Genomic DNA, 20,687 nt, shown 5'->3' with positions numbered 1-20,687 from the left:
GCCTGACGCCGCAGCACAGGCCCAGACCGGAGCTGAGCGCAAGGATTTGGCGAGCTGGGCAAGGGCTTTGCAGGGCTGCAAAGTCGGTGTTATTTTTGCGGTAAGCATGACTGCAGAAAGAATTTTGAAGAATTTTCTTGTTAACGCAACCGGTGGTAGTAGAGTTACCCGCGTTACCCAACTAATTGGGGATGACCCAGGTCCCGCCGAGGGGCCGAAATGCTCAGGAAATAGCCAAATTTGAACAAAAACTGCCGGGTATTTCGTTGAAAGTCGGTCAGCAGGTACCTACGGCAGACCATCAGCTTACAGAGTAAAATGATTGTCGCTAGCGAACATGCTTTGACCGATGCGCCCTCCCACAGCCGACGCCGGCCTGGGACTATCACCACAGCGCGCTCACCCAAGAGCGCTGCTCCAGGGGGGAGAAAATCGCTCCCTATTCAGCGGACTTTCAGCCAGCCAGGAGTGAGTCCATTCGACCAGGTCGAGTGGGAGCGCCGGACCGCTGAAATAACCGACGATGCCGGGAAGGTCATTTTCAAGCAGGAGAACGTTGAGGTGCCTAAGGCCTGGTCGCCTCTGGCCACCAAGGTGGTTGTCGCCAAGTATTTTTACGGTGAGCAAGGCACAGCGGAGCGAGAAACCTCCGTGCGCCAGCTTATTCATCGCATCTGCCGCACCACAGCGGATTGGGGGGTCAAGGACGGCTACTTCACTAAGTCTGGCGGCGAGGTCTTTTACGATGAGCTGACCTGGCTGTGCTTAAACCAGTACGGGGCGTTTAATTCGCCGGTTTGGTTCAATGTCGGGCTCTACCACCACTACCAGATCGGCAACGCCTCGAGCCGTGGCAATTGGTACTGCAATCCCCGAACTGGCCGCGCGGAGCGGGCCAAGACGCAGTACGAGTACCCGCAATGCAGCGCCTGTTTCATTCAGTCAGTTCAGGACAACATGGAGTCTATTATGCATCTGGCCTACAGCGAGGCGATGCTCTTCAAATTCGGCTCCGGCACTGGCACGGATCTTTCCCCCATTCGCTCGAGCAAGGAGAAGCTCAGCGGCGGTGGCCGCCCCAGCGGCCCGCTTTCTTTCCTGAAGGTTTATGACCAGGTGGCGAACGTGGTGAAGTCCGGCGGCAAGACGCGCCGGGCGGCCAAGATGAACACCTTGCGTGACTGGCACGGTGACATCGAAGAGTTCATTGAGGCCAAGATGAAGGAAGAGAAGAAGGCCTGGGCGCTTATCGAACAGGGGTATGACGGCTCGTACAATGGCGATGCCTACGGCAGCGTCATGTACCAGAATGAGAACCTTTCCGTTCGAGTCAGTGATGCGTTTATGACAGCCGCCCAAGAGGGCAGGGAGTGGTGGACGCGCGCGGTTACGACCGGCAAGCCGCTGGAGAAAAAGGATGCCAGCGCTCTGCTCCACAAGATCGCTGAGGGTGCTTGGGTGTGCGGGGACCCTGGTCTGCAGTACGATGGGGCGATCCAGAAATGGCATACCTGCAAAGGCACCGAGCCGATTCACTCGACCAACCCCTGCTCGGAGTATGTCTTCCTCAACAACACGGCCTGCAACCTCGCTTCGCTGAACCTGATGAAGTTCAAGCGTGAGGATGGAGTGTTCGATGTGGAAGCATTCAAGGCGGCGGTGGGGATCTTCATTACCGCGCAGGAGATCCTCGTGGACAACGCGAGCTATCCGACGCGGGAAATCGCCGAGAACTCTCACATCTTTCGCACACTTGGCCTCGGCTACGCCAACCTTGGCTCGCTCATTATGAGCTACGGCCTGTCTTACGACTCGGACGAGGGCCGTGCGCTGGCTGGGGCGATTGCTGCGCTGATGACAGGCCATGCGTATGAGCAATCGGCCCAAATTGCCAGCGTCATGGGTCCATTCAAGGGTTATCGAGATGCTCGGTGTGCCCATGTCACGTCGCCGCAGGCCGAGGACAACGTGGAATCCATGCTAAGCGTGATCCAGCAGCACCTCGAGGCGGTGGAGCAGATACAGCCGAGCCAGGAATTTGACTACCTGAAGAACGAAGCGCGCAAGACGTGGGAGCAGACGCTTGTCCGAGGCCGCGCCTCCGGTTATCGGAATGCGCAAGTGACCGTGCTGGCGCCGACCGGCACCATTGCCTTCCTGATGGATTGTGACACGACGGGAATCGAACCTGACATCGCGCTGGTCAAGTACAAGCTGCTGGCCGGTGGCGGAATGTTGAACATTGTCAACCGCACGGTGCCCGAAGCGTTGCGCCGCCTGGGCTACGGCGCTCCGGAATCGGAGCGCATCATCGCGCATATCAAGAAGTACGACACAATTGAAGACGTTGTAGAGGGTGGCAAGACCACCAAGAGCGGGTTAAAGCCTGAGCATCTGCCGGTGTTTGATTGCGCATTCAAGCCGTACCGTGGCCAGCGAAGCATTCATTACCTGGGCCACCTTAGAATGATGGCAGCCGTGCAGCCCTTCATCAGCGGAGCGATTTCCAAGACGGTCAATATGCCGAATGAAAGCACGGTCGAGGACATTCGCGATGCCTACGTGCAGGCGTGGAAGATGGGCCTCAAGTGCGTGGCTATCTATCGAGACGGCTCAAAGCGTTCGCAACCGTTGAATACAAAACGCACGAGCGAAGGTGGGGACAAGGCACCTACTGCGGACGTTTCCGTGCTCGAGGCGCGGGTCAAGGATCTGGAAGCTGAAGTCACCGACCTCGCCGCACAGGCGGGCAAGCCGTTGCGCCGCCGCCTTTCGGACACGCGCACTGCCATCACCCACAAGTTCGACATTGCCGGCCACGAAGGGTACCTGACCGTCGGTCTGTTTGAATCCGGTCAGCCGGGAGAGTTGTTTATCACAATGGCCAAAGAAGGTTCGACCATTGGCGGGTTGATGGATGGCATCGGCACCTTGACGAGCCTGGCACTGCAATATGGTGTGCCTTTGGAGGCCTTGGTTCGGAAGTTCGCCCATGTGCGCTTCGAGCCTTCGGGCTTCACGAAGAATCCTGATATCCGGAACGCTGCTTCAATCACGGATTACGTGTTCCGGTGGATGGCGGTGCAATTCGTGCCCGGTTTTCGGGAAGCCAATTCACCAAATCGCAACCAACCGGAACTGGCGATCCCGGGGTTGCAGGAGGAAGTCAAGAAGAAGGTGAATCGGCCCGTGCCGGACTTGGCTATTGCGGAGGATACTGAAATTGTGGATAAGAACCCCGCCCACGGTGGCAATGGGAAGGGACATTCAACCGCCAAACCCACGCCTCCCGAGCGCAGCGTTAAGACCATTAGTGATTCCGTGGCGCACTTTCAACAGGATGCGCCCGCTTGTCCGAACTGTGGCCACGTTACTGTGCGGAATGGTGCCTGCTACAAGTGCCTCAACTGTGGCGAGAGTCTCGGGTGTTCATAGCTGGCTTACGTGAGCATCTGCCCAGCGTGAGTGCTGGCACCTGAACCGACTGGCTTGGATAAGTTCACGAAAGGGGTTGCCATCGTCAGGCCCTGGCATTCAACTCCCTCGACACGACGAGACTACACTTGGCTCTTCGCCGAAATGGCGGCAGCATGCCTTGCCCGTTGGAAAGCGGACAGCGGGTCTGTTTGACTCTTAGTCTTCCGGCAAGGGCTGACCCTTGGTTTCTGGTGCCCAAATCAATGCCACAATCCCTACCAAGTAAATCGCGGACATAATGACGGCAACGGTGCGGAAGGGCATTAGTGTGCTCAACCAGCCCAGCATAAATGGAAAGGGCGCCGCGAGATAGCGGACGGTGTTGTAGCAGAAGCCAACCCCAGTCCCGCGCAGGCGGGTGGGAAAGATCTCGGGGAAGTAGATCGAGTAGCCCGCAAAGCACGACAGCGTTGCAAAGCCCATCAGCGGCAGCATCCAGAGCACATCGGTCTCCGTTTTCAGCGCATAGAAGACATACGACACTGAGCAGAGACAAAGGACAAATGCGCCGAGAAAGGCTGTGCGGCGGCTTAACCAGGCGGCGGCGAACGTGAACGCCAACATTCCGAGCAACGCGCCCACGTCCTGCAGAAGTGTGCCGCGGCTGCGGGTCTTATCAATGGTCTGCTGCAACTCGCGAATGGCGCCGGGGAAGAGGTGTTCCACCAGTTGGCGGTTGAGCGAGATGATGTTTTGTTTCTGGCCGCCCTTCTGAACGAGCTGGATCAGGTTGCGGGTTCCCTTTTTCAGTTCCACGGATTGGAAGGCCGCTTGGTCGTGGAGGTTGTCCTGCTGGATGACACGGTTAAGGTCCGCCACCAGAGCCTGCACGGTCGCAGGTGCGACTTCCTTGCCGCTTTCGACGCTCTCCAACTGCGTCACCACATCGGGCGAGAGCTTTGCCTTAAGGTGGCTGATGGCCGGGTTGGCTGGAGATTTCAAGGCGGCACAGAGTTCGGCCGGCTGGAGGACTTCTCCGACCTGCATGGGGCGATTCTGGAAGGCGGTGGTGATCAGCTCCGGCGAGAAGAACGCGATCCCCCACAAACCAACCATGCCCGCAACTCCCAGGCAGATACCAATTAATGTGCTCTTGCGCCAGCGCGGATGCTGGAATAGATCGGCAAAAGATCCAACTCGTTTAGCCGAGCCGCCGCTTGCTGCTTCCGCCTTGGCCTTGATCCATGCTTGCGGTTCCTTCAAGAACAACAGCATTGGAAGCGCCAGTACCGCAGGAAAAACACTGACAAAGGACAATACCTGCCAGCCACTGTAGGAACCCCAGAAACCCTCAATGCCGGGAGTGATCTTGAAGCTCAACCCGGAGGCCAGCATATTACCGAACGCAGACAGCGCCTGCATCGAGCCGAGCGCCAAAGTGCGAAAATGCTTTGGCACGCTCTCCGCCACCAGCGTAGTAGCCGCGCCGAACATCCCGCCCACTCCTAACCCAAACAGAAGCCGATAAATCAGGAACTCGATTCCCGAGCGTGAGAAGCCGGACAGCCCGGAGAAAACCGTGTAGGCGAGCAGGGTGGTGACCATCGCCTTTACTCGGCCATATCGGTCGCTCATCATGCCGAAGAGGATGCCGCCCGTCGCCCAACCGACCATCATGAGCAGGGTGGCAATGCCCCCCCAGTATTTGACCTTGTCGTCCGAAGCGGTAGCTCCAAGCAACTCCCTCAGGGCCGGTTCTCGTGACAGCACGAAGATCCGCTGGCCCATGCAGTCAAACAGCCACCCGCACGAGGCGAAGAACACCACTAGCCAGTGATAGAAGGTGATGGCTTCAGTGGCCGTGTTCGCTGGCGAGAAAGAGGCCGCCGTTCGTGGGGCCGAGCCCTTGGTATCAGGCGATGATTGCATTGCATTTCATTCTGCGCAACCGCGGTCACCAGTGTCAAGTTGCGGCTCAAGGTTCGTCGGACTATGTTCCTGCCCGAATGAACCCGCCCAATTCTTTGAGTCCCTTGCCGCGCTGCGCTTGGGCCAAAAGTCCGCTGAGCATCCAGTACCACGACCAGGAATGGGGCGTTCCGCAGCACGATGACCGGAGTCTATTCGAATTTCTCATACTCGAGGGCGCCCAAGCCGGGCTGAGCTGGTCCACCATTCTCAAGAAGCGTGACAACTATCGCCGCGCTTTCGAGCATTTCGATCCCCGGAAGGTTGCATGCTACAACACCGGCAGAATCAAGAGGCTACTCGGCAACACCGGTATCGTGCGCAACCGGCTGAAGATCACTGCGGCGGTCGGGAATGCCAAAGCGTTTTTGGCGATTCAGGAGGAATTCGGCAGTTTCGACGCCTACATCTGGCGTTTCGTAGACGGTCAGCCCATCCGGAATGCGTGGAAGACTCTCCAGCAGATTCCCGTGCGAACGCCCGAATCGAACGTGCTGAGCAGGGATTTGCTCCGGCGTGGATTCCGATTTGTCGGCCCGACAATTTGTTATGCTTTCATGCAGGCGGTTGGCATGGTCAACGACCACGAAGTCAGTTGCTTCCGCTATCGGGAGATTGGTTGATCTGCAATCGCCTCGCCGCAAGCGTCTTTAGAGCCGCAGGAAGATTCTGCGCTTGTAGAGGAAATGGACGAACCAGAAGGCCAGCAGCAGCCCGAGAATTGAAATCACCATATCTCCACAGCCCTTGGCCGCGTGGTCGTCGAAGAAGATCTTCACATCACCCCCGGCAAGCCGGGCGGCGAGCCGGCGAAAGCCGCCGAGGATGTTGCTGGCAAGGTAGATGGTGATCGAGTTCATCCCCATCCAAACAAACGGCTGGCACCAGGCCCGGACCTGCCAGATGTCTACGATTAGGTAGAAAAGGCCCAACAGAATGGCGCTATAGCCGCCGGCCACCAGCACATAGGAGGAGGTCCAGATCTTCTTGATCACCGGGAATTGGTAATCCCATAGCCAGCCGAGCCCGGCAGCGGCGATGCCGAACGCAATTAGCCAAGCCACCTTTTGCCTGTCTGGAAGCGACTGGTTCCCTAGCAGCAAGCCGGCAAACACCCCCAGGAGGCAGGTTGCTACCGCAGGGAGCGTGCTCAGGAGCCCTTCCGGATCAAAGAAGACATCGTACTTGCGCGCGGGTAGATACTCGAAGTCCACGTGATTGGCCAGATTGAGTCCCGCGTCAAACTTGCCATAGACACGGTTCGTCGTGGCATAATAGAACTTCTCCGCCGCCGCCCACGCCAGGCTGTCCTTGATGGCGGAGGGATTGCGCGCCTCTTTGAACAGCGCCACAGTCGTTTCGTCGCCTGCCTCCGCGGCCAGATGGACGAGATTGCTCTTGGTCATCTGGATGTCGCGGATCGGCACGAATGTCATAACGGCCCAGTAGCCGGCGAGGATGCCCATGCAAATCGCCACGAGGGCTCGCGGCTTGAAGAAGCAGAACAGCAACCCAGCAAAGAAATAGGCGAGTGCAATCCGGTTGAGCACGCCCATCAAGCGAATGTCCGGCCAAGGACTCGTCAGGCCGCCTGAGTAGAAGATGCCAATCAGGAACAACAACACGCTTCGGCGGAACACACGTTTCAAGGCATCTGTCCGCCCCGCCCGCTCGATGGCCTTCGTGAGGGAGAATACCAGTGACACTCCGACGATGAACACGAACAGCGGGAAAATCAGGTCGTAGAAATGGAAGCCCGCCCAGTCGGCGTGTTCCAGTTGGCTCGCCAGGAAGCTGGTGGGGCGGGTTTGGGTCAGGCGGTGCAGCGCATAGACCAGCGAATCCGCGCCGATGATCCAGAACATGTCAAAGCCGCGCAAAGCGTCCACTGACATGAGGCGCTGGCCGGCGGGGGCACTTCCAGGGGAATTGGTTTCAGAGGGTGTTGTCATGACTAGCTGAGTTTCCGTTACCATTAGGTCAAAGCACCGCGTGGCTCAAGGGCAAAACCTGGATTCCACGCGCTTTTCAGGTCGTATGCATGAAGGCGCGCGGGATTGGATTGGGTTGCCGGCGTGTTGTCCCGGTGTTGATAGCATCATTGGAGCATGATTGGAGCATGATTAGTCCATGATTGGGCCTTAATTACGCTGTCCCGGACCTCCTCAGCCCAGGGGCGCTTCCCAACCGCGCCTGGGTGGTATTTATAGTCCAGCTCTGCCCAATTGTCGAATGAAAAGTCCTACAGAAGCGTCACGTCCAGCGCGTATGCCTGCGCTCCTCCGGCAGCTTCATGCATACGCGCTGCGCGCTCTTGTCCGCTGTCAGTCCGTTAGAGATTAAGCTCAATATCCACGGATCCTTCGATGGACTCTAGAGCCAGGGTTGTAGAAATGAAGTTCACCGCTGGGTGAGTTGGTGCCGCAACTCACCAAGGATTGAGGACTCCGGGGAGGGTGCGGGAGAGTGCTTGACGCTTCAGCGCAACCACAAGGCGAGGAGGGCCGCCGCCACCAGCAATGAAATCACCCACCAAAACCAAGAGCTTCCGTGCGGCACGGCAGACTTGGCGCTGAATTCGCGTTTGACGAAGTCCTCGTAGTCAAAGGCATCGTCAGGGAGGCCCAGGCTGTCTGTGCGCGCCGCCTCAGACCAGCCAGTGTTCTCGTCGGCCCCGCACTCGGGGCAAGCCCGGGCGTTCGGGGGAACGTCGGCGCCGCAGCTGGGACAATTGTCGGGAGGTGTCATCCCACGCCTGCATATTCCTCGTCCGTCTTCAAACTGAGGCCCATCAGGATGTAATCGTGGGGAACGGCCTGCATGTCCTTCACATAACTTTCCAGCCGAACGAGATTGCTGAAGCCCAACAAGGCGAACATCTTTATGGCCGCCTCTTGCTCGCCGATAAATTCCGCTTCTACCTTCTCCAGGCCGAGGTCGCGTGCCAGGCTGACGATCTCTTTCACCAGCGCTCGCGCCAATCCCCGTCCACGGTATTTCGGGTGCACCAGCACGCTGACCCGGCCAATGTGCCTCTTCCAGCCGCCGAGCTGCTGATGCAGTGTGGCATCCCCGACGATCTTACCGTCCATTAATGCCAGCAGTGGAAGGTGGCGGCCCAAGTTTATGTTCTGGCACCAGTCCCGGATGACCTGCGGCTCAATGACGCGGTGCTTGATGAACATGCGTTCGGCCTCAGGTACGGCCAGGAAGAACTCGTGGAACCCCTGTTCATCCTCTTTGCGCAACGGGCGCAGTTTGCACGTGGACCCGTCTTTCAGTTTGAGTTCCTTGGGATATTGTTGGAGTTCGATTTCATGCAACATAATCTTCCCGGTTAATCTGATTTGAATCTGCCTCAACCGGACGGGTAGCGCAAGCGGCGCCTCAGTTGACCACCAGCCGGTTGAGGGGAACGACGTAAGCCTGAAACGAGATAAGGGCTACGGCGCCAATTTAGATGAATGGCGCCGGATGGGGGCCTTTACGGAACTCTGCACCCAATCCAAGTAGCGTCTGGTGCCACGGAGGATTGGCAGCACCAGAAACTCGGGCGTGGTGTATGGGTGCCGGGCCACAATCAGCTTCTCCAGCGCCGTCAGGCCGGTGACGCTGGTTTTCATAATCAGCAACACCTCGGCCGCGGCCTCGATCTTTCCCCGCCACCGATAGTGCGATTCGATTTGGGGAACCAGGTTGGCGCACGCAATCAACCGTGCTTTCAGAGCGGTCCCTGCCAGCATGCGCGCTGTTTCCACGTCCGGCGCAGTTACCAGGACCACAGCATACTTCGCATTGTGCCTCATAATGTCCCGTTGGCTTGATGGAACCTTCTCACCGCCTCACCTTGGCCCGACCTTTGGCCAAACCAGCGGCACTCCTTGCTCGGTCAGCAGGTTTTGGTATTCCTTCAACAGGGTGCCTTGTTTGCGAACCTCGCGCGGGATGCGCTTCTTTGTCATACAAAACGCCGCCAGCACCCCCACCGCTTCGCCAATGTTCCATTCCACGGGGTGCAGACGATAGCAGCCGTTCGTAATGTGCGTGACGCCGAGGTTCTTGCAGGCCGGCATTAGGTTCTCGACCCGCTGGGGCAACAGCGCGCCAAGCGGGATTTGAAAGGGCAGGGAACTGATGTCAATTGAGTTGTTGCCGCCCGTGCTGGGATGCAGGTCAATGCGATAGCTGCCAATGCCCACCGAGTCTTTGAACTCGGCTGCCTTCACGTCCTCCCGTTTGGTGGAGGTTTCCTTCATGCGCAACTCGGTCGATACGTGCTGTTCGGTCACTGTAAATTCCGCCCGGATGCGTCTGCTCTCCCGAATGTAAGGGTATTTAGCCAGCCCGTCCTCCGTGCCGACCACGTCGGGCCGCAAGCGAATGCCCTTCCAGCCGGTGCCGCCGTCAGGACGCGGCGCCTCAGACTGCAGCCAGTAGAGCAGTGACAGACTGAGTTGTTTGGCGCGAGCAAGATGGCGTGCGGCTTCCTCGGCGCTGACCTCGCAGAGGTTGCCGAGCATATAGTCGTTCTGCGGCCAGTTCACCAGACTGATGTCTCCCGGATAGGTGCCCTCGACGAACTGGGACTTGTCTGCGATGCGCCGGTAGGACCAGAGTCCGGTGCCCTTTCCCGGGTCGGTCTCAAGGCTTTTGGACTTGCGGCTGATAGGGTCGCTGTATGCCCACGAGATCAAGGGGCCGGGCCAGGGTGGCTGGATCGGTGGTACAAACCGGCGCCAAAACCCATACTCGCGGGGCTTTTCAATTGTATGATCCTCGCCTGCCAGATAATCCATGGCGAAACAGCACGTGAATGCCTGCATGTTGTTTGGCTCCGGTTCGGCCGGCGCGTGCGGCTCGCCGGTGTCCTTCTGGGATTCCGCGCCGGTAACGTATTCTGTTTTGGTGAGCGGGAGAAGATCCCCAAGCTCGGTCGCATCTACGAAGAAGGGCGCTCGAAGTAGAGCTTCGTTACCAGTTTCAAGACTGCGCACCTGCACTGCTTGGATACGGTCCCCGCTGGTCGAGGCCCCCACCGGCTTATGTCGAAGCAAGACAAGAACCCGCTGTCCGCTAACGAAGGGCGCCAGGAGTTGGTTCAAAACGGCCAAGGCAACGCGCGGTTCGTGGCACAAGCGGGACACCCAGCCGTTGCCTGGGTTGAGATAAGAGTTGGCCCGCGCCGCAGCTGTCAGGGGGAAATGCCGCAGGTAATAGTCACGAATCTGTGCGCGCAAATTGAGATAGCTGCGCGTGCCGCCGAACGTCTCGATCCAGGGATTCTCATCTGGCGGGACCGCCTGAGCCGTTAGCTGGCCGCCGATCCAATCCGTCTCCTCGGTCATGATCACTCGGAGGCCATTGCGCGCAGCCGCCAAGGCTGCGGCGCAACCACCCAAGCCGCCCCCGATGATTATGAGGTCTGCCTGCGGTTCGTCGGCAAATCCCTTAGTTGCCCGGGCTGGCAGTACCGATGCCGCGTTGCTCTGCGCCAACGCAAGGCCCGGCCCGCCCATAATCACCGGCACCGTGAGGCCGAGGCCTTTGATGAACGAACGTCGTGGAAGGCGGCTGAACTGCTTCATAGATCTAACGTTGCAAACCTCAAAGCGCTTGACAAGCAAAGCCATCCGACGAGGTCGCTCCGTTAGTTAACCGGTTCGCCGGACGTGAAGTAGGCCTTGGTGTTTGCGTGGACCTCCGGGTGGCGCAGCAGCTCTGGCACGGTCAGCCACACGTATTCGCCATGCTGGTCGAGGGGCAACAGCAGGTCTCGATCGGGACATATCAGTTCGTAGGCCAGGACCAGGTAGTGAGTGCCGAACCCGGCCAATTCGTGGTTGTTGGTGGCGTAAATGTGCTCATACACCCCCAGGAAACGAGCATGCTCAATGCGCTTCTCCACCCCCAGCTCCGCCAATGAGATTCTCGCGAAGGCGGCGGCCAAAGTCTCGTTCTTGGTGATGCGGCCCCCGAGTACAAAGAAGGACCCTTTAGCTGGCTCATTCCGGCGGCGGCCCACCAGGATACGCTGATCGGGGGTGCGCACAATGAGGTCAATGGCCGCAAGCGGCGTCAGCCGGACGATGTGGTCGAAATCCTCCGGCGCCAATCGCTGGCCTGGTAAGGGTTCACTCTTCATTGTGGCTTAAGCATCTAACAATTGCTAAAGGGATGTCCAGCGCTGGATTATGGCGGCTTTGGGCTGGAAGGTCCTCAGGCAGATACGAGCGCACATTCTGCTCGACCTTTCGCGGCGCTTTTGGAAGAAGAGAGCGAGATACGTGACGCACCGACTGCAACCAGACGACAGGAAACCCACATCGGCCGAGATGGAAATCGTGCCAACGCGCGTCGGTTACGACCGCTGGGCTGCGTTTTATGATGAGGATGACAATCCGCTGGTGCTGCTTGAGGAGCGACATATCGCCGGCCTGACCGGTGACGTCGCGGGTCTGGTGCTGGCGGATATCGGCTGCGGCACAGGCCGGCATGCGCTCCAGTGGGCCGCGGCTGGAGCGCGTGTTACCGCTGTAGATTTCTCGGCCGCCATGCTCAACCGCGCGCGGGCCAAGCCGGGCGCTCAAGCTGTTGAGTTCATCCGACATGACCTGACCAAGCCGTTCCCGCTGCCACGTGCTGGGTTCGATCGCGTGTTCTGCTGCCTGGTGCTGGATCACATCGCGGCTTTGGACAGGTTCTTCCTGGAACTGCGGCGGCTCTGCCGGGCGACAGGCTGCGTCATCATTTCAGTGATGCACCCGGCGATGTCCTTGCAGGGGGTGCAGGCCCGGTTCATTGATCCGGCCACAGGCAGGCGGATCAGCCCAGCAGGCCATGCGCACCAAATGTCCGACTACCTCATGGCCGCAGTTCGCGCAGAACTCACGTTGGAGTACATAAGCGAGCACACCCCGAACATTGCTCTCGCTTCACGCTGTCCTCGCGCGGGCAAGTACCTTGGCTGCCCGATGTTGCTGCTGCTTAAGTTACGGCCGGGCGAGAGGATCACAGTCCCGCCTGACAGTAGCAGGTTGAGGGTGGCTGGACGTCGGCGTCAGCCCAGCCCTTCCTAAAACGCGCATGCACCATCCTTGCGTCGGGGTCGTTGCCTTGGCGGCGGAGGGCGTCGCGCAGCCCCATTAGCGCCCAGCCGTTCTCGGGATAGCGCTGCAGGTCCTCCCGGTAAACCTGCGCGGCTTCAATCGGCTGGCCGGCCCGCAACAGTACTGCCCCCAAAGTATGTCGCACGGGTTGGATCCAATCCGGCGGTTCGTCGTATACCAGCGTGTCTTCCACTCTTGCCGCTTCGCGCAGGCTAATGACTGCGGCATCGAGGTCGCCGGCCTGAGCCGAGATCTCCCCCGCGAGCACATATCGGGCGATAGTGAGAAGGTTGGTGGCATAGTTCTGGCCGAATTGCCAACCTGGCGGCACAGCGCCAGCCGCCCGGTCAAATGCGTCTTTCTCCGCGCGCGCCTCCTCGATGCGCTTGAGGGCAATCAAGGCGCTGGTGCGAGTGAAATGCCATAAGGCACGCGACAACGGAGCCTGCGCTGGGGGTTGGGGCTCAGCCAGTACCTCTTCCCATCGGCCAAAGCGCATCAGCACTTTGGAGGGGAAGATCAGGAATCCGTCCACTACCGGCGCAAACTCCGTGCGAAAATCCTCAGGGATTTCCGCTACCATGCTGCGCGCGCACTCGATTGCCTCAGCGCTCTTTCCCTGCATCATGGCTACGAACCCGAGGAAGTGGGTGTTGTGGGCCATGTATATGGCGTAAAAGCTGGGGCGCGGATAGGCGGCGCGGTAGAGCACATCGGCTTTCATTGCATCGCGGTTGGCGGCGGCCGCATCGTCCCATCGGGCCACGCGCGCGTAAATATGCGCTGGCATGTGGACAAGGTGGCTGGAATCGGGGACTAGGGTGCGCAGTCGGTCGGCGGCGGCGATGGCCTTCTCGGGATTGGGTGAAGCCTCGACGGCGTGGATGTAATAGTGGTTCGCACCAGGATGCCTGGGGTTGAGTTCTAGGGCGCGCTCGATCGTTGCCACGATTTCAGGCGTCCAAGGTTGCGGGCCATCCTTCGTCCACAAATCCCATGGGTGCAGGTCCAGAAGCGCTTCGGCAAAGAGAGTGGCAACGTCGGCGTTGGCCGGGTAATCGCGCCACACCTGGCGCATAGCTTCGGCGTAGGCTTCATCCAGAGGGCGGCGGTTTTCGGGTTGCGGGTAGGCGTAGCGTTTGGCCAGGGCGTAAATCAGGGCCTGTTCGAGCGGGGTAGTCCGGACGGCTCGATTGGTGGCCTGGCCGAGGGCCTCCCAAGCGGTGGCCGCGCGTTCTGGCGTGACTATCGGGTAATTGATATGCGGCCCATTGACGAGCGCGATACCCCACCAGGCCATTGCGCAGTCAGGGTCGGCTTGAAGTGCGCGCCGGTACTCCTGCTCCGCCGCGTAATGCGCAAAAGCGTATGTGAGCGTCAGCCCGCGATCGAAAGCCTTTTGGGCCTCGGCCGAGGCTGTGGTGATCTTCATCGAGTGATTCCCCAGACGTCGAAGTAGTCCCCCTGCTGACTTGGTCGCGTCCGGCGGATGGGAAGTGCAGCCGGCCAACAGTACGAAAAGCAGGCTCAGGTGCAAATTGCAGTGCCGTTTCATAACAATGATATAGACCATCAGGCATGGGGGCCGCTGAGCAACTGGGGTGTTTACCCCATTCACCTGTACGGGATGAGCGGGGTGGCGGCCGCTTGTTGAATTCAGCGCGCTTTAGCTCCTTGATCTGCACCCAAGCGTGTTCCCGGACACTGGCGTTGAGGCCACTCTGATTGGCTGGTGGAAGGGGAGGGGCCTTGGGGAAGTCGAGGTTCATTATGTTTCGCCAAAATGCGATCTTTCGGGCAAGGTGAACATCGTATCGAATGCGCTTCGGATAATGAGACCACTGATTGCAACCGTAGCGGCTGGCGGCGGGCGCCGGGTGGTGTCGGCGGCTTTGGATGAAACCTGGCGGGTTTGGCGGCCGAACGATGTGCTGGACCAAGCGGACATCGGGAAGTGCTTCTCGCCGCCGCTCCGGAGGATTCTGTCCAAAGGCTACGTGAAGCTGGTCAACCATGCGCCGGAGCCGTGCGGCAAGATGTTCGCCAAGACTGATCGGCCGAAGATGGCCCGGACGCTGAACTGCGTTCGAGCGATCTTTCCCAGCAGCTCCTGCGTGAAGCGCGGGTGTTACGCCAAGGAGTTCAAAGCCGACGTCGTGCTGTGCACCCACCTAAGTCACGTGGGTGAGCCAAGTGATGATATGGGGCAACGGTCCGGGAATTGTAGTCTTCCTCTCAACCTCGTTAACCTGTAAGATGGCCAAGCCCAACCACATCGAGCTGCCAACCGGTGAACGCATACCCATTTTGTATGAGGACCGCTCAGTGCTGGCGATTGACAAGCCGGCAGGGTGGATGCTGGTGCCTTTTAACTGGCAGAAGACGAGCCGGAACCTGCAGGCGGCGCTAACTTCCTCGATTGCAGCCAAGGACTTCTGGGCGCGGTCGCGGGGGTTGAAGTTCCTGCGCTTTGTGCATCGGTTGGACTCGGATACCAGCGGAGTGCTGCTCTTGGCCAAAAGCCCGGGCGCAGTTCACAGCATCGGGGCTCTGTTCGAGAGCCGCAGAATGGAGAAAGTCTATCTGGCTGTCGTGCTCGGCACGCCCACCCAAAGGGAGTGGACCTGCCGGTTGAAACTGGCGCCTGATCCAGCGGTGGTAGGCCAAATGAAAGTGGATGCGCGCCAGGGCAAGGATGCGGAGACGCGCTTCCGGGTGCTGCAAGACAAAGGCGGCCTGACGTTGGTAGAGGCGCATCCGGTAACGGGTCGAACGCACCAAATCCGCATCCACCTTGCCGAATCGGGCTACGCGGTGATTGGGGATCCCCTTTATGGTCCGCCGGCTGTAGTCAAAGAAGAGAGACCACCCCGTGGTGATGGCCGACGCTTTACCCCGGCTCTCTCCCCACCAGCCGCAAGTAGGGCAGGCGTCCCGCCTGCCTGCGCCAGCGGAGACGCCAAGCCTGAACAAGGCAGGCGGGACGCCTGCCCTACTTTGCCTCCCAGTGGGAAGGGGGGACGGGGGAATAGTCGGCAGGCCTCTGGCGGACCGAGGCTTTGGGACAATAGGATGGGCCTGCGAGCCGTCCGGCTGAGTTACGCGGACCCGTTCACCCGCCGCCGGGTGGACATTCGGGCTCCGTGCGAGCAGTTTGTGCGCGAGTATGGATTCGACATTCCCACGCTCTGAACAGGAAAGTTCGCCGGACATGACTCCCGACGAAACCACGCTAGTCCCGCCTGCCTGCGCCAGCGGAGACGCCGATCCTGAACAGGGCAGGTGGGACGCCTGCCCTACTGTGGCGTTCGGGCCGTCTCCAATTCACGGGCTCGGCGGATTCGCCAAGGCGGCCATCGGGAAGGGCGCGCGAATCCTCGAGTACGTTGGGGAGCGGATCAGCAAGAGCGAATCGTTGCGGAGGTGCGAGCAGGACAACGGATATATCTTCTCGCTAAACAGCGAGCAGGACTTGGATGGCGACGTGGCATGGAACCCTGCGCGGCTGTTCAACCATAGTTGCACGCCCAATTGCGAGGCGCAGATGGAAGATGAACGCATCTGGATCGTGGCGAAGCGCGACATCGCCCCAGGGGAGGAAATCACTTTTAACTACAACTACGACCTCGTGGATTACCAGGACCACCCGTGCCGTTGCGGTTCACCGATGTGTGTTGGTTACATGGTGGCGGAGGAGTTCTTCGAGCATGTGCTGAGTCGCAAAGCGGGCCGACACTGAAAGTGACAGGGCCATCAGGCCCCTATTGCTGCCCCGCTTGCCTGGCTGTCCTCTCGCACGCTTTTGCCTTCGAGGTTGGCAGGCGGGGTGAGCCCGCAGAGATCGGCGAGCGTGGGGTAGATGTCAACAAACTCAACGGTGCGGTGGCATACCCCCGGTGCCTTGGCCTTCGGCAAGTGTCGAGCGTCAAGTATCGCCGCGGCAAGGACGCTTGAATCCTCAGCGCCGGGGCAACAGAACTCAGCAAGCCAGAGCGGAAGCCTCGGCGAAGCATCCCTATTGGCAGAACCGTCAAAGATAGAGCTTGCCGAATTGCATCGGGATAGGAGTTCATGGCAGGCGTGCACTTTGATTCTGCGAATGAGACTGCGTCAATCACAAATGACGCGAGTGTCCCGAAACCTGCGCTTTGTCGCACGCAGCATGACACGGGGCGACTACTCATCCCATCAGGGTTGCTGGCGGTTGCGGCGTTGCTGAGTGTTTTGTGCGCAACCTTGGCGGCGAGTGTCGGGAGTGACAGGCGCTGCGCCTTCCTTGGGATTGAAGATCTATCCGATTTCTCAAGAAGTCCGGGCCCCTCGAATGGCGAGATCGTGCTGCTTTCGCCCGAAATCATGGCCCCTATTGAATGGAACGAATTGGTCGTTTCCTGGAATGTTCCGCTTGGCGTGCGCCTCAACGTGGAAGCCCGCGCGATCTATCCCAACCATGTCACGCGCTATTACACGATGGGTTTATGGTCCGACGATCCGGAACAGTTCCCGCGGGAGAGTGTGCGCCGGCAGAGTGACCAGGATGGAACCGTCAAGACAGACACGCTCGTCCTGAGCAATGTCACACGCAAGGTGCAGCTTCGGATTACCGTGGGTGGAGCGGAGGGGCAACGGTCGCTCAAGTTCCTGGGCCTTTCGTTCTGCAACAGCACTGTGCCGGCCACCATTTTGAAACCGAACCGTGCCGCGTGGGGCAACGTGCTGGAAGTACCCGAGCGTCGCCAGGGCGAGTATGAGGGCGGCGGTGGCTGGTGCAGCCCAACGTCGCTTTCGATGGTTCTGGCTTATTGGGGCCTAAAGTTGCATAGGCCGGAGCTGAACCACACTGTTCCCGCCACCGCCAAAGCGATCGCCGACGGGCGCCGCGCGGACACCGGAAACTGGCCATTCAACACCGCCTTCGCCGGCCAACACCCTGGCATGCGAGCTTACGTCACACGGCTGGGAGACATCGCCGAGCTTGAGGATTGGATCGCGGCGGGCGTCCCGGTGATCATTTCGGTTTCCTCCTACCTGACCAGTGATCGGACGAGCGGGCCGGACAACGGACATCTTATCGTTTGCGTCGGCTTCACGGACAAAGGGGATGTAGTAGCAAATGACCCCGGCGTATCGGTCAGGAGAAATGTGCGCGCCCGGCGCACATACGCGCGGGAGAAGGTTGTGAATGCCTGGAAGAAATCCAAGAACACGGTTTATTTGATCTACCCGGAGACGGCCCGGATTCCTGCCAATCGACTGGGCCATTGGGACCGAGGGGGTTGAACCACTTGATTGACCGGATGCAAAGGGTGTGAGAGGAGAGAGTGCGACTCTGTCAAATTCACTCTCCTCCGAAGCCAGCGGGATTACCCGATGTCCATGCCGGCCGTATCGGCAAAACCTTGTGATCGGCCTACCGGGCGAAGAATTCTTTGAAGTTTATGGACCAGGGAACACGCCCACCCGGACCCAACCGCACATGCACTCGCATGATGTGCTCCTCCGTCACTTTGAGTGTGTAGCCGGGGAAGTCGTAGAACATGAACGGGTCGCCCTGAGCCCAGGGATGCTGTTCCGGCAGGTAGAGATAGACGTTATGCTTTGTGTTGGCAGGGCCAAGCGACATGCCGCCCAGCGTGGCTGTGGCGGTGTCCCAGGTTACTGACTCCAGCTCCAAACCGCCCTGGGAGATATGGCGGTCGGTCGCGATTAGTTGGGGCACGCCGCTGCGTTCGTGGATCGCCAGCAGCGTGACCGAGGCCGGCTCAAGCCGGGCAGTGAATTGCCCACGAATCTCACCGAAGAACTTCTGCCGCCAGAAATCAAAGGCCACGTAGGTCTTCCCGGAATCCAGGCCCAAGCGGTCGAGTGCGATCGTCTTCTCGACAGGCGACTGCTCATCACCATTGAAGATACCGAGCACCAGCCATTCGCCGAACTTCCTTCTTACTCGCAATGCGAAGACCTCGGGGCGGTCGCGCTCGAACAGGTCTATGGGCCGGGCCGCTTCGCCGCAGGAAGGAAAGACCTTCTTCAGAATTTCGAGCCGGGTCGCATCCAAGTCGCTCATTCGGTCACCGGAGATCATGTTGCCACCGGACAGGCCGACAATCGTGGCAGCGGCCTGGGCTTGCAGCATTGTGAGATTGGCGAGCACTACGTGGTCGGCATCGTTGATCCAGGTGCGATTGTGGAAATAATAGCGCTTCGCGGCGGCAGGCGCGGTACTGGCGGGATGCAGGAAGTATTGCTGCCAAGTGACCGGGGGCTGGTCCAGTTCGATGCGCATGCTGTCGAGCAAACCAACCGTGACTGGCCCAGGGCCGCAGTCGAGCAAGTGGCGATGCGGTCCCATCGCTCGGCGCATGATTTCGGCGCCGCGCCGGTAAAGGGCAGCCTTGGTTACAGTCGGGTCGAAGTAGCGCTCTGCCGCCAGCAAGGACCACTCGACAAAATCAACCTTGATGAAGTCGTAACCCCAGTCATTGGCCACGGTGTCGAACAGCTTGTGCAGCCAATCCGCCGCGCCGGGATGGCTGATGTCGAGCGCGTAGAGCTTCGGTGTTTGCCGCTGCGGCTCCTTTGGCCCTTCGACCAGCCCTGGAGCGATTTGCCTGAGCCGCCCGTCCGGGTGGTGGACAAGCCATTCCGCGTGATTGCGGTGAATGTCCGTTCCCTCAGTGATCACGTAGGGCGCCAGCCAGATGCCGGGCTTGAGGCCGAGACGGCGAATCTGCTCAGCCAGCCACCTCATCCCATGCGGGAACCGGTCGTTGCCCTCCCAATCGCCGAAGGCGCGGTAGAAGCCGTCATCCACCTGCATGTACTCGCAACCGAAAGGCTTGAGTTGGCGCGCGGCGAACTCGGCCTGCCGGAGCACCTCGGCTTCGGTAATCGCGCCGAAGAACGAGAACCAACTGCACCAGCCGTTGATCGGCGGGTTTGGCTTAGCCCGGTGGACTTCGCCGATGGCTTGGGCGTAGGATTCCAGGGCCGTGAATGTGGTTGGCGCGAAGTAGAGCACCAAGCGGTCCGAGGAGACGCTGCTTCCAGGTTCGAGCACAAATCCCCGCCCATAAGCCGATTCGGCCACGAGCGAAAACCGGTCACCTCGGGCGATACCCGATTCGGCCTTGCCTAATCCCGCAGTGATGCGTCCGAGCGAGGATTTGTTTTCCAGGTAACCGATGACCAGCCCATCGCTCTTCTCGCCAGCGTGAAGCGCCACATCCCACCAGCTCCGGATGTTCTCGCCGGCCTTGGCCTCGCTGAGCCTGCCGGCGTCATAATACATCTGGCCGTTAGTTAAAATGCGAGTCGTCCCCGGCCAAAAGCACGCGGCGGATTCCTCCGCAACGGCACGCAACGGCTCCAGACACTGGAGGGTGATGGGGCTCCGAGAGACATTTCGACAGATCGTTTCCAGGACTACGGCGTCGCGCCCATCGTAGAGAGCCGCGCGGAGCTCAAAATCGAGTTGTCTCTTGGCATCCGAAAAACGGGCGATGAGCTGTCTCCCAACCCCTAGCGCGTCCGCCAATGGTTTGACCTCAAATGTGCGCTGGTAATCAGGGGCGCTGGTACTCCGTGCGCCGGCGGCAGTGACGGCGCGAGAAACGGCATTTGACAGGACCAGCGTTCCGCGCCGCTTCACAGCCAGCTTCCCGGAAGCCGCAGAGAAGTGGACCCGAAGGTCACGGTTCTGGACTTGCCAATCAACAGGCTCCTCCAAAGGGGCCGCCAACGAATGCCGAAGGGCGACCGGAAAAGTGGCGCTCGCAAGTGCTGTGGTTCTGAGAAAGCTGCGTCGAGGTATATGTGAGCTCATGATCGCTACTGAAAGTCAGATATGTGCGTATTGGCCAACTCGTCGGCCGCATTTATCAGCCAAATCCAGCCAGATCGCAATTCTTGAGATGGCGAGGTAAGGCGTGAGACGTCATGGAATACCCAGTTGGGAGAAAGGAGATAGACCTCCCATGCTGCGCAATTTCGCAAAGCCACCAACCTACTTCCTGCCCATAGCGCGGTATCCAACCTGGCTGGTATCCGTAAGAATCGCCTCACCCGGCAGATGGGCTTGAGACTTGCGCCGCAAGCCGGATGCATCCGGTTACGCCTACCGGCTGCCGCTCCAACAACCAGCTTATAGCTCATCCAAAGTTATTCACCGGTGGTGAGGAGAGCCCGGTTCTGCTC

Annotated in this window: 16 protein-coding genes; 7 read left to right on the top strand and 9 right to left on the bottom strand. The window is 59.6% G+C overall.

All coding sequences use genetic code 11. From position 1 onward, the window contains the following. Nucleotides 1-318 precede the first annotated feature (318 nt). Nucleotides 319-3,435 (top strand): vitamin B12-dependent ribonucleotide reductase, encoded by a 3,117-nt coding sequence (locus P5205_16670; GenBank protein ID HSA11997.1) that lies wholly within the window; start codon nt 319-321, stop codon nt 3,433-3,435. 198 nt (nt 3,436-3,633) lie between these two features. On the opposite strand, the gene P5205_16665 is transcribed toward P5205_16670, so the two are convergent. After that, complete coding sequence (locus P5205_16665; protein ID HSA11996.1) at nt 3,634-5,205, bottom strand: MFS transporter; 1,572 nt, start codon at nt 5,203-5,205, stop codon at nt 3,634-3,636. Nucleotides 5,206-5,423: 218 nt separating this feature from the next. Here P5205_16665 and P5205_16660 point away from each other — a divergent pair, with 218 nt between their 5' ends. After that, nucleotides 5,424-6,008 carry a DNA-3-methyladenine glycosylase I gene (locus tag P5205_16660; protein HSA11995.1) on the top strand — a complete coding sequence of 195 codons (585 nt, stop codon included), beginning with the start codon at nt 5,424-5,426 and terminating at the stop codon, nt 6,006-6,008. A 27-nt stretch (nt 6,009-6,035) separates the two neighbouring features. On the opposite strand, the gene P5205_16655 is transcribed toward P5205_16660, so the two are convergent. The 6 genes from P5205_16655 to P5205_16630 all read right to left on the bottom strand — a co-directional run bounded on the left by P5205_16655 (nt 6,036) and on the right by P5205_16630 (nt 11,527). Continuing rightward, nucleotides 6,036-7,337, bottom strand: coding sequence for a DUF5009 domain-containing protein (locus tag P5205_16655; protein ID HSA11994.1), 1,302 nt, complete (start codon nt 7,335-7,337; stop codon nt 6,036-6,038). Between the two features lie 526 nt (nt 7,338-7,863). Then, nucleotides 7,864-8,133, bottom strand: coding sequence for a zinc ribbon domain-containing protein (locus P5205_16650; GenBank protein ID HSA11993.1), 270 nt, complete (start codon nt 8,131-8,133; stop codon nt 7,864-7,866). Next, a complete protein-coding gene (locus P5205_16645; protein ID HSA11992.1) occupies nt 8,130-8,708 on the bottom strand; it encodes a GNAT family N-acetyltransferase in 579 nt (192 codons plus the stop codon). Before P5205_16645 ends, P5205_16650 begins: the two co-directional genes overlap by 4 nt. Before the next feature lie 120 nt (nt 8,709-8,828). Then, nucleotides 8,829-9,191 (bottom strand): divalent-cation tolerance protein CutA, encoded by a 363-nt coding sequence (cutA, locus tag P5205_16640; protein ID HSA11991.1) that lies wholly within the window; start codon nt 9,189-9,191, stop codon nt 8,829-8,831. Nucleotides 9,192-9,227: 36 nt separating this feature from the next. After that, nucleotides 9,228-10,970, bottom strand: coding sequence for an FAD-dependent oxidoreductase (locus tag P5205_16635; protein ID HSA11990.1), 1,743 nt, complete (start codon nt 10,968-10,970; stop codon nt 9,228-9,230). A gap of 62 nt (nt 10,971-11,032) precedes the next feature. Continuing rightward, the gene (locus tag P5205_16630) at nt 11,033-11,527 is read right to left on the bottom strand and encodes a GDP-mannose mannosyl hydrolase (protein HSA11989.1); all 495 of its coding nucleotides are present in this window, start codon (nt 11,525-11,527) and stop codon (nt 11,033-11,035) included. A 49-nt stretch (nt 11,528-11,576) separates the two neighbouring features. Here P5205_16630 and P5205_16625 point away from each other — a divergent pair, with 49 nt between their 5' ends. After that, a complete protein-coding gene (locus P5205_16625) occupies nt 11,577-12,461 on the top strand; it encodes a class I SAM-dependent methyltransferase (GenBank protein ID HSA11988.1) in 885 nt (294 codons plus the stop codon). Here the strand turns inward: P5205_16625 and P5205_16620 are convergent. Next, nucleotides 12,394-13,923: a hypothetical protein gene (locus tag P5205_16620; GenBank protein HSA11987.1), complete on the bottom strand. Its 1,530-nt coding sequence runs from the start codon at nt 13,921-13,923 to the stop codon at nt 12,394-12,396. The two genes, P5205_16625 and P5205_16620, sit on opposite strands and share 68 nt — an antisense overlap. Before the next feature lie 400 nt (nt 13,924-14,323). On the opposite strand from P5205_16620, the gene P5205_16615 reads away from it, so the two are divergent. The 4 genes from P5205_16615 (at nt 14,324) to P5205_16600 (ending at nt 17,771) form a co-directional block, all read left to right on the top strand. Continuing rightward, nucleotides 14,324-14,746, top strand: coding sequence for a hypothetical protein (locus P5205_16615; protein ID HSA11986.1), 423 nt, complete (start codon nt 14,324-14,326; stop codon nt 14,744-14,746). A 1-nt stretch (nt 14,747) separates the two neighbouring features. Beyond that, nucleotides 14,748-15,683 (top strand): RNA pseudouridine synthase, encoded by a 936-nt coding sequence (locus P5205_16610; GenBank protein HSA11985.1) that lies wholly within the window; start codon nt 14,748-14,750, stop codon nt 15,681-15,683. Between the two features lie 19 nt (nt 15,684-15,702). Beyond that, nucleotides 15,703-16,230, top strand: coding sequence for an SET domain-containing protein-lysine N-methyltransferase (locus P5205_16605; GenBank protein ID HSA11984.1), 528 nt, complete (start codon nt 15,703-15,705; stop codon nt 16,228-16,230). Nucleotides 16,231-16,847: 617 nt separating this feature from the next. After that, nucleotides 16,848-17,771: a peptidase C39 family protein gene (locus P5205_16600; GenBank protein HSA11983.1), complete on the top strand. Its 924-nt coding sequence runs from the start codon at nt 16,848-16,850 to the stop codon at nt 17,769-17,771. Between the two features lie 130 nt (nt 17,772-17,901). Here P5205_16600 and P5205_16595 read toward each other — a convergent pair whose 3' ends face one another. Continuing rightward, nucleotides 17,902-20,142, bottom strand: coding sequence for an alpha-galactosidase (locus P5205_16595; GenBank protein ID HSA11982.1), 2,241 nt, complete (start codon nt 20,140-20,142; stop codon nt 17,902-17,904). Nucleotides 20,143-20,687: the final 545 nt, after the last annotated feature.

It is taken from the genome of Candidatus Paceibacterota bacterium (assembly GCA_035452965.1).
Classification (GTDB): Bacteria; Verrucomicrobiota; Verrucomicrobiia; order Limisphaerales; family UBA8199; genus UBA8199.
This window is presented reverse-complemented; position numbering and strand designations above follow the sequence as displayed.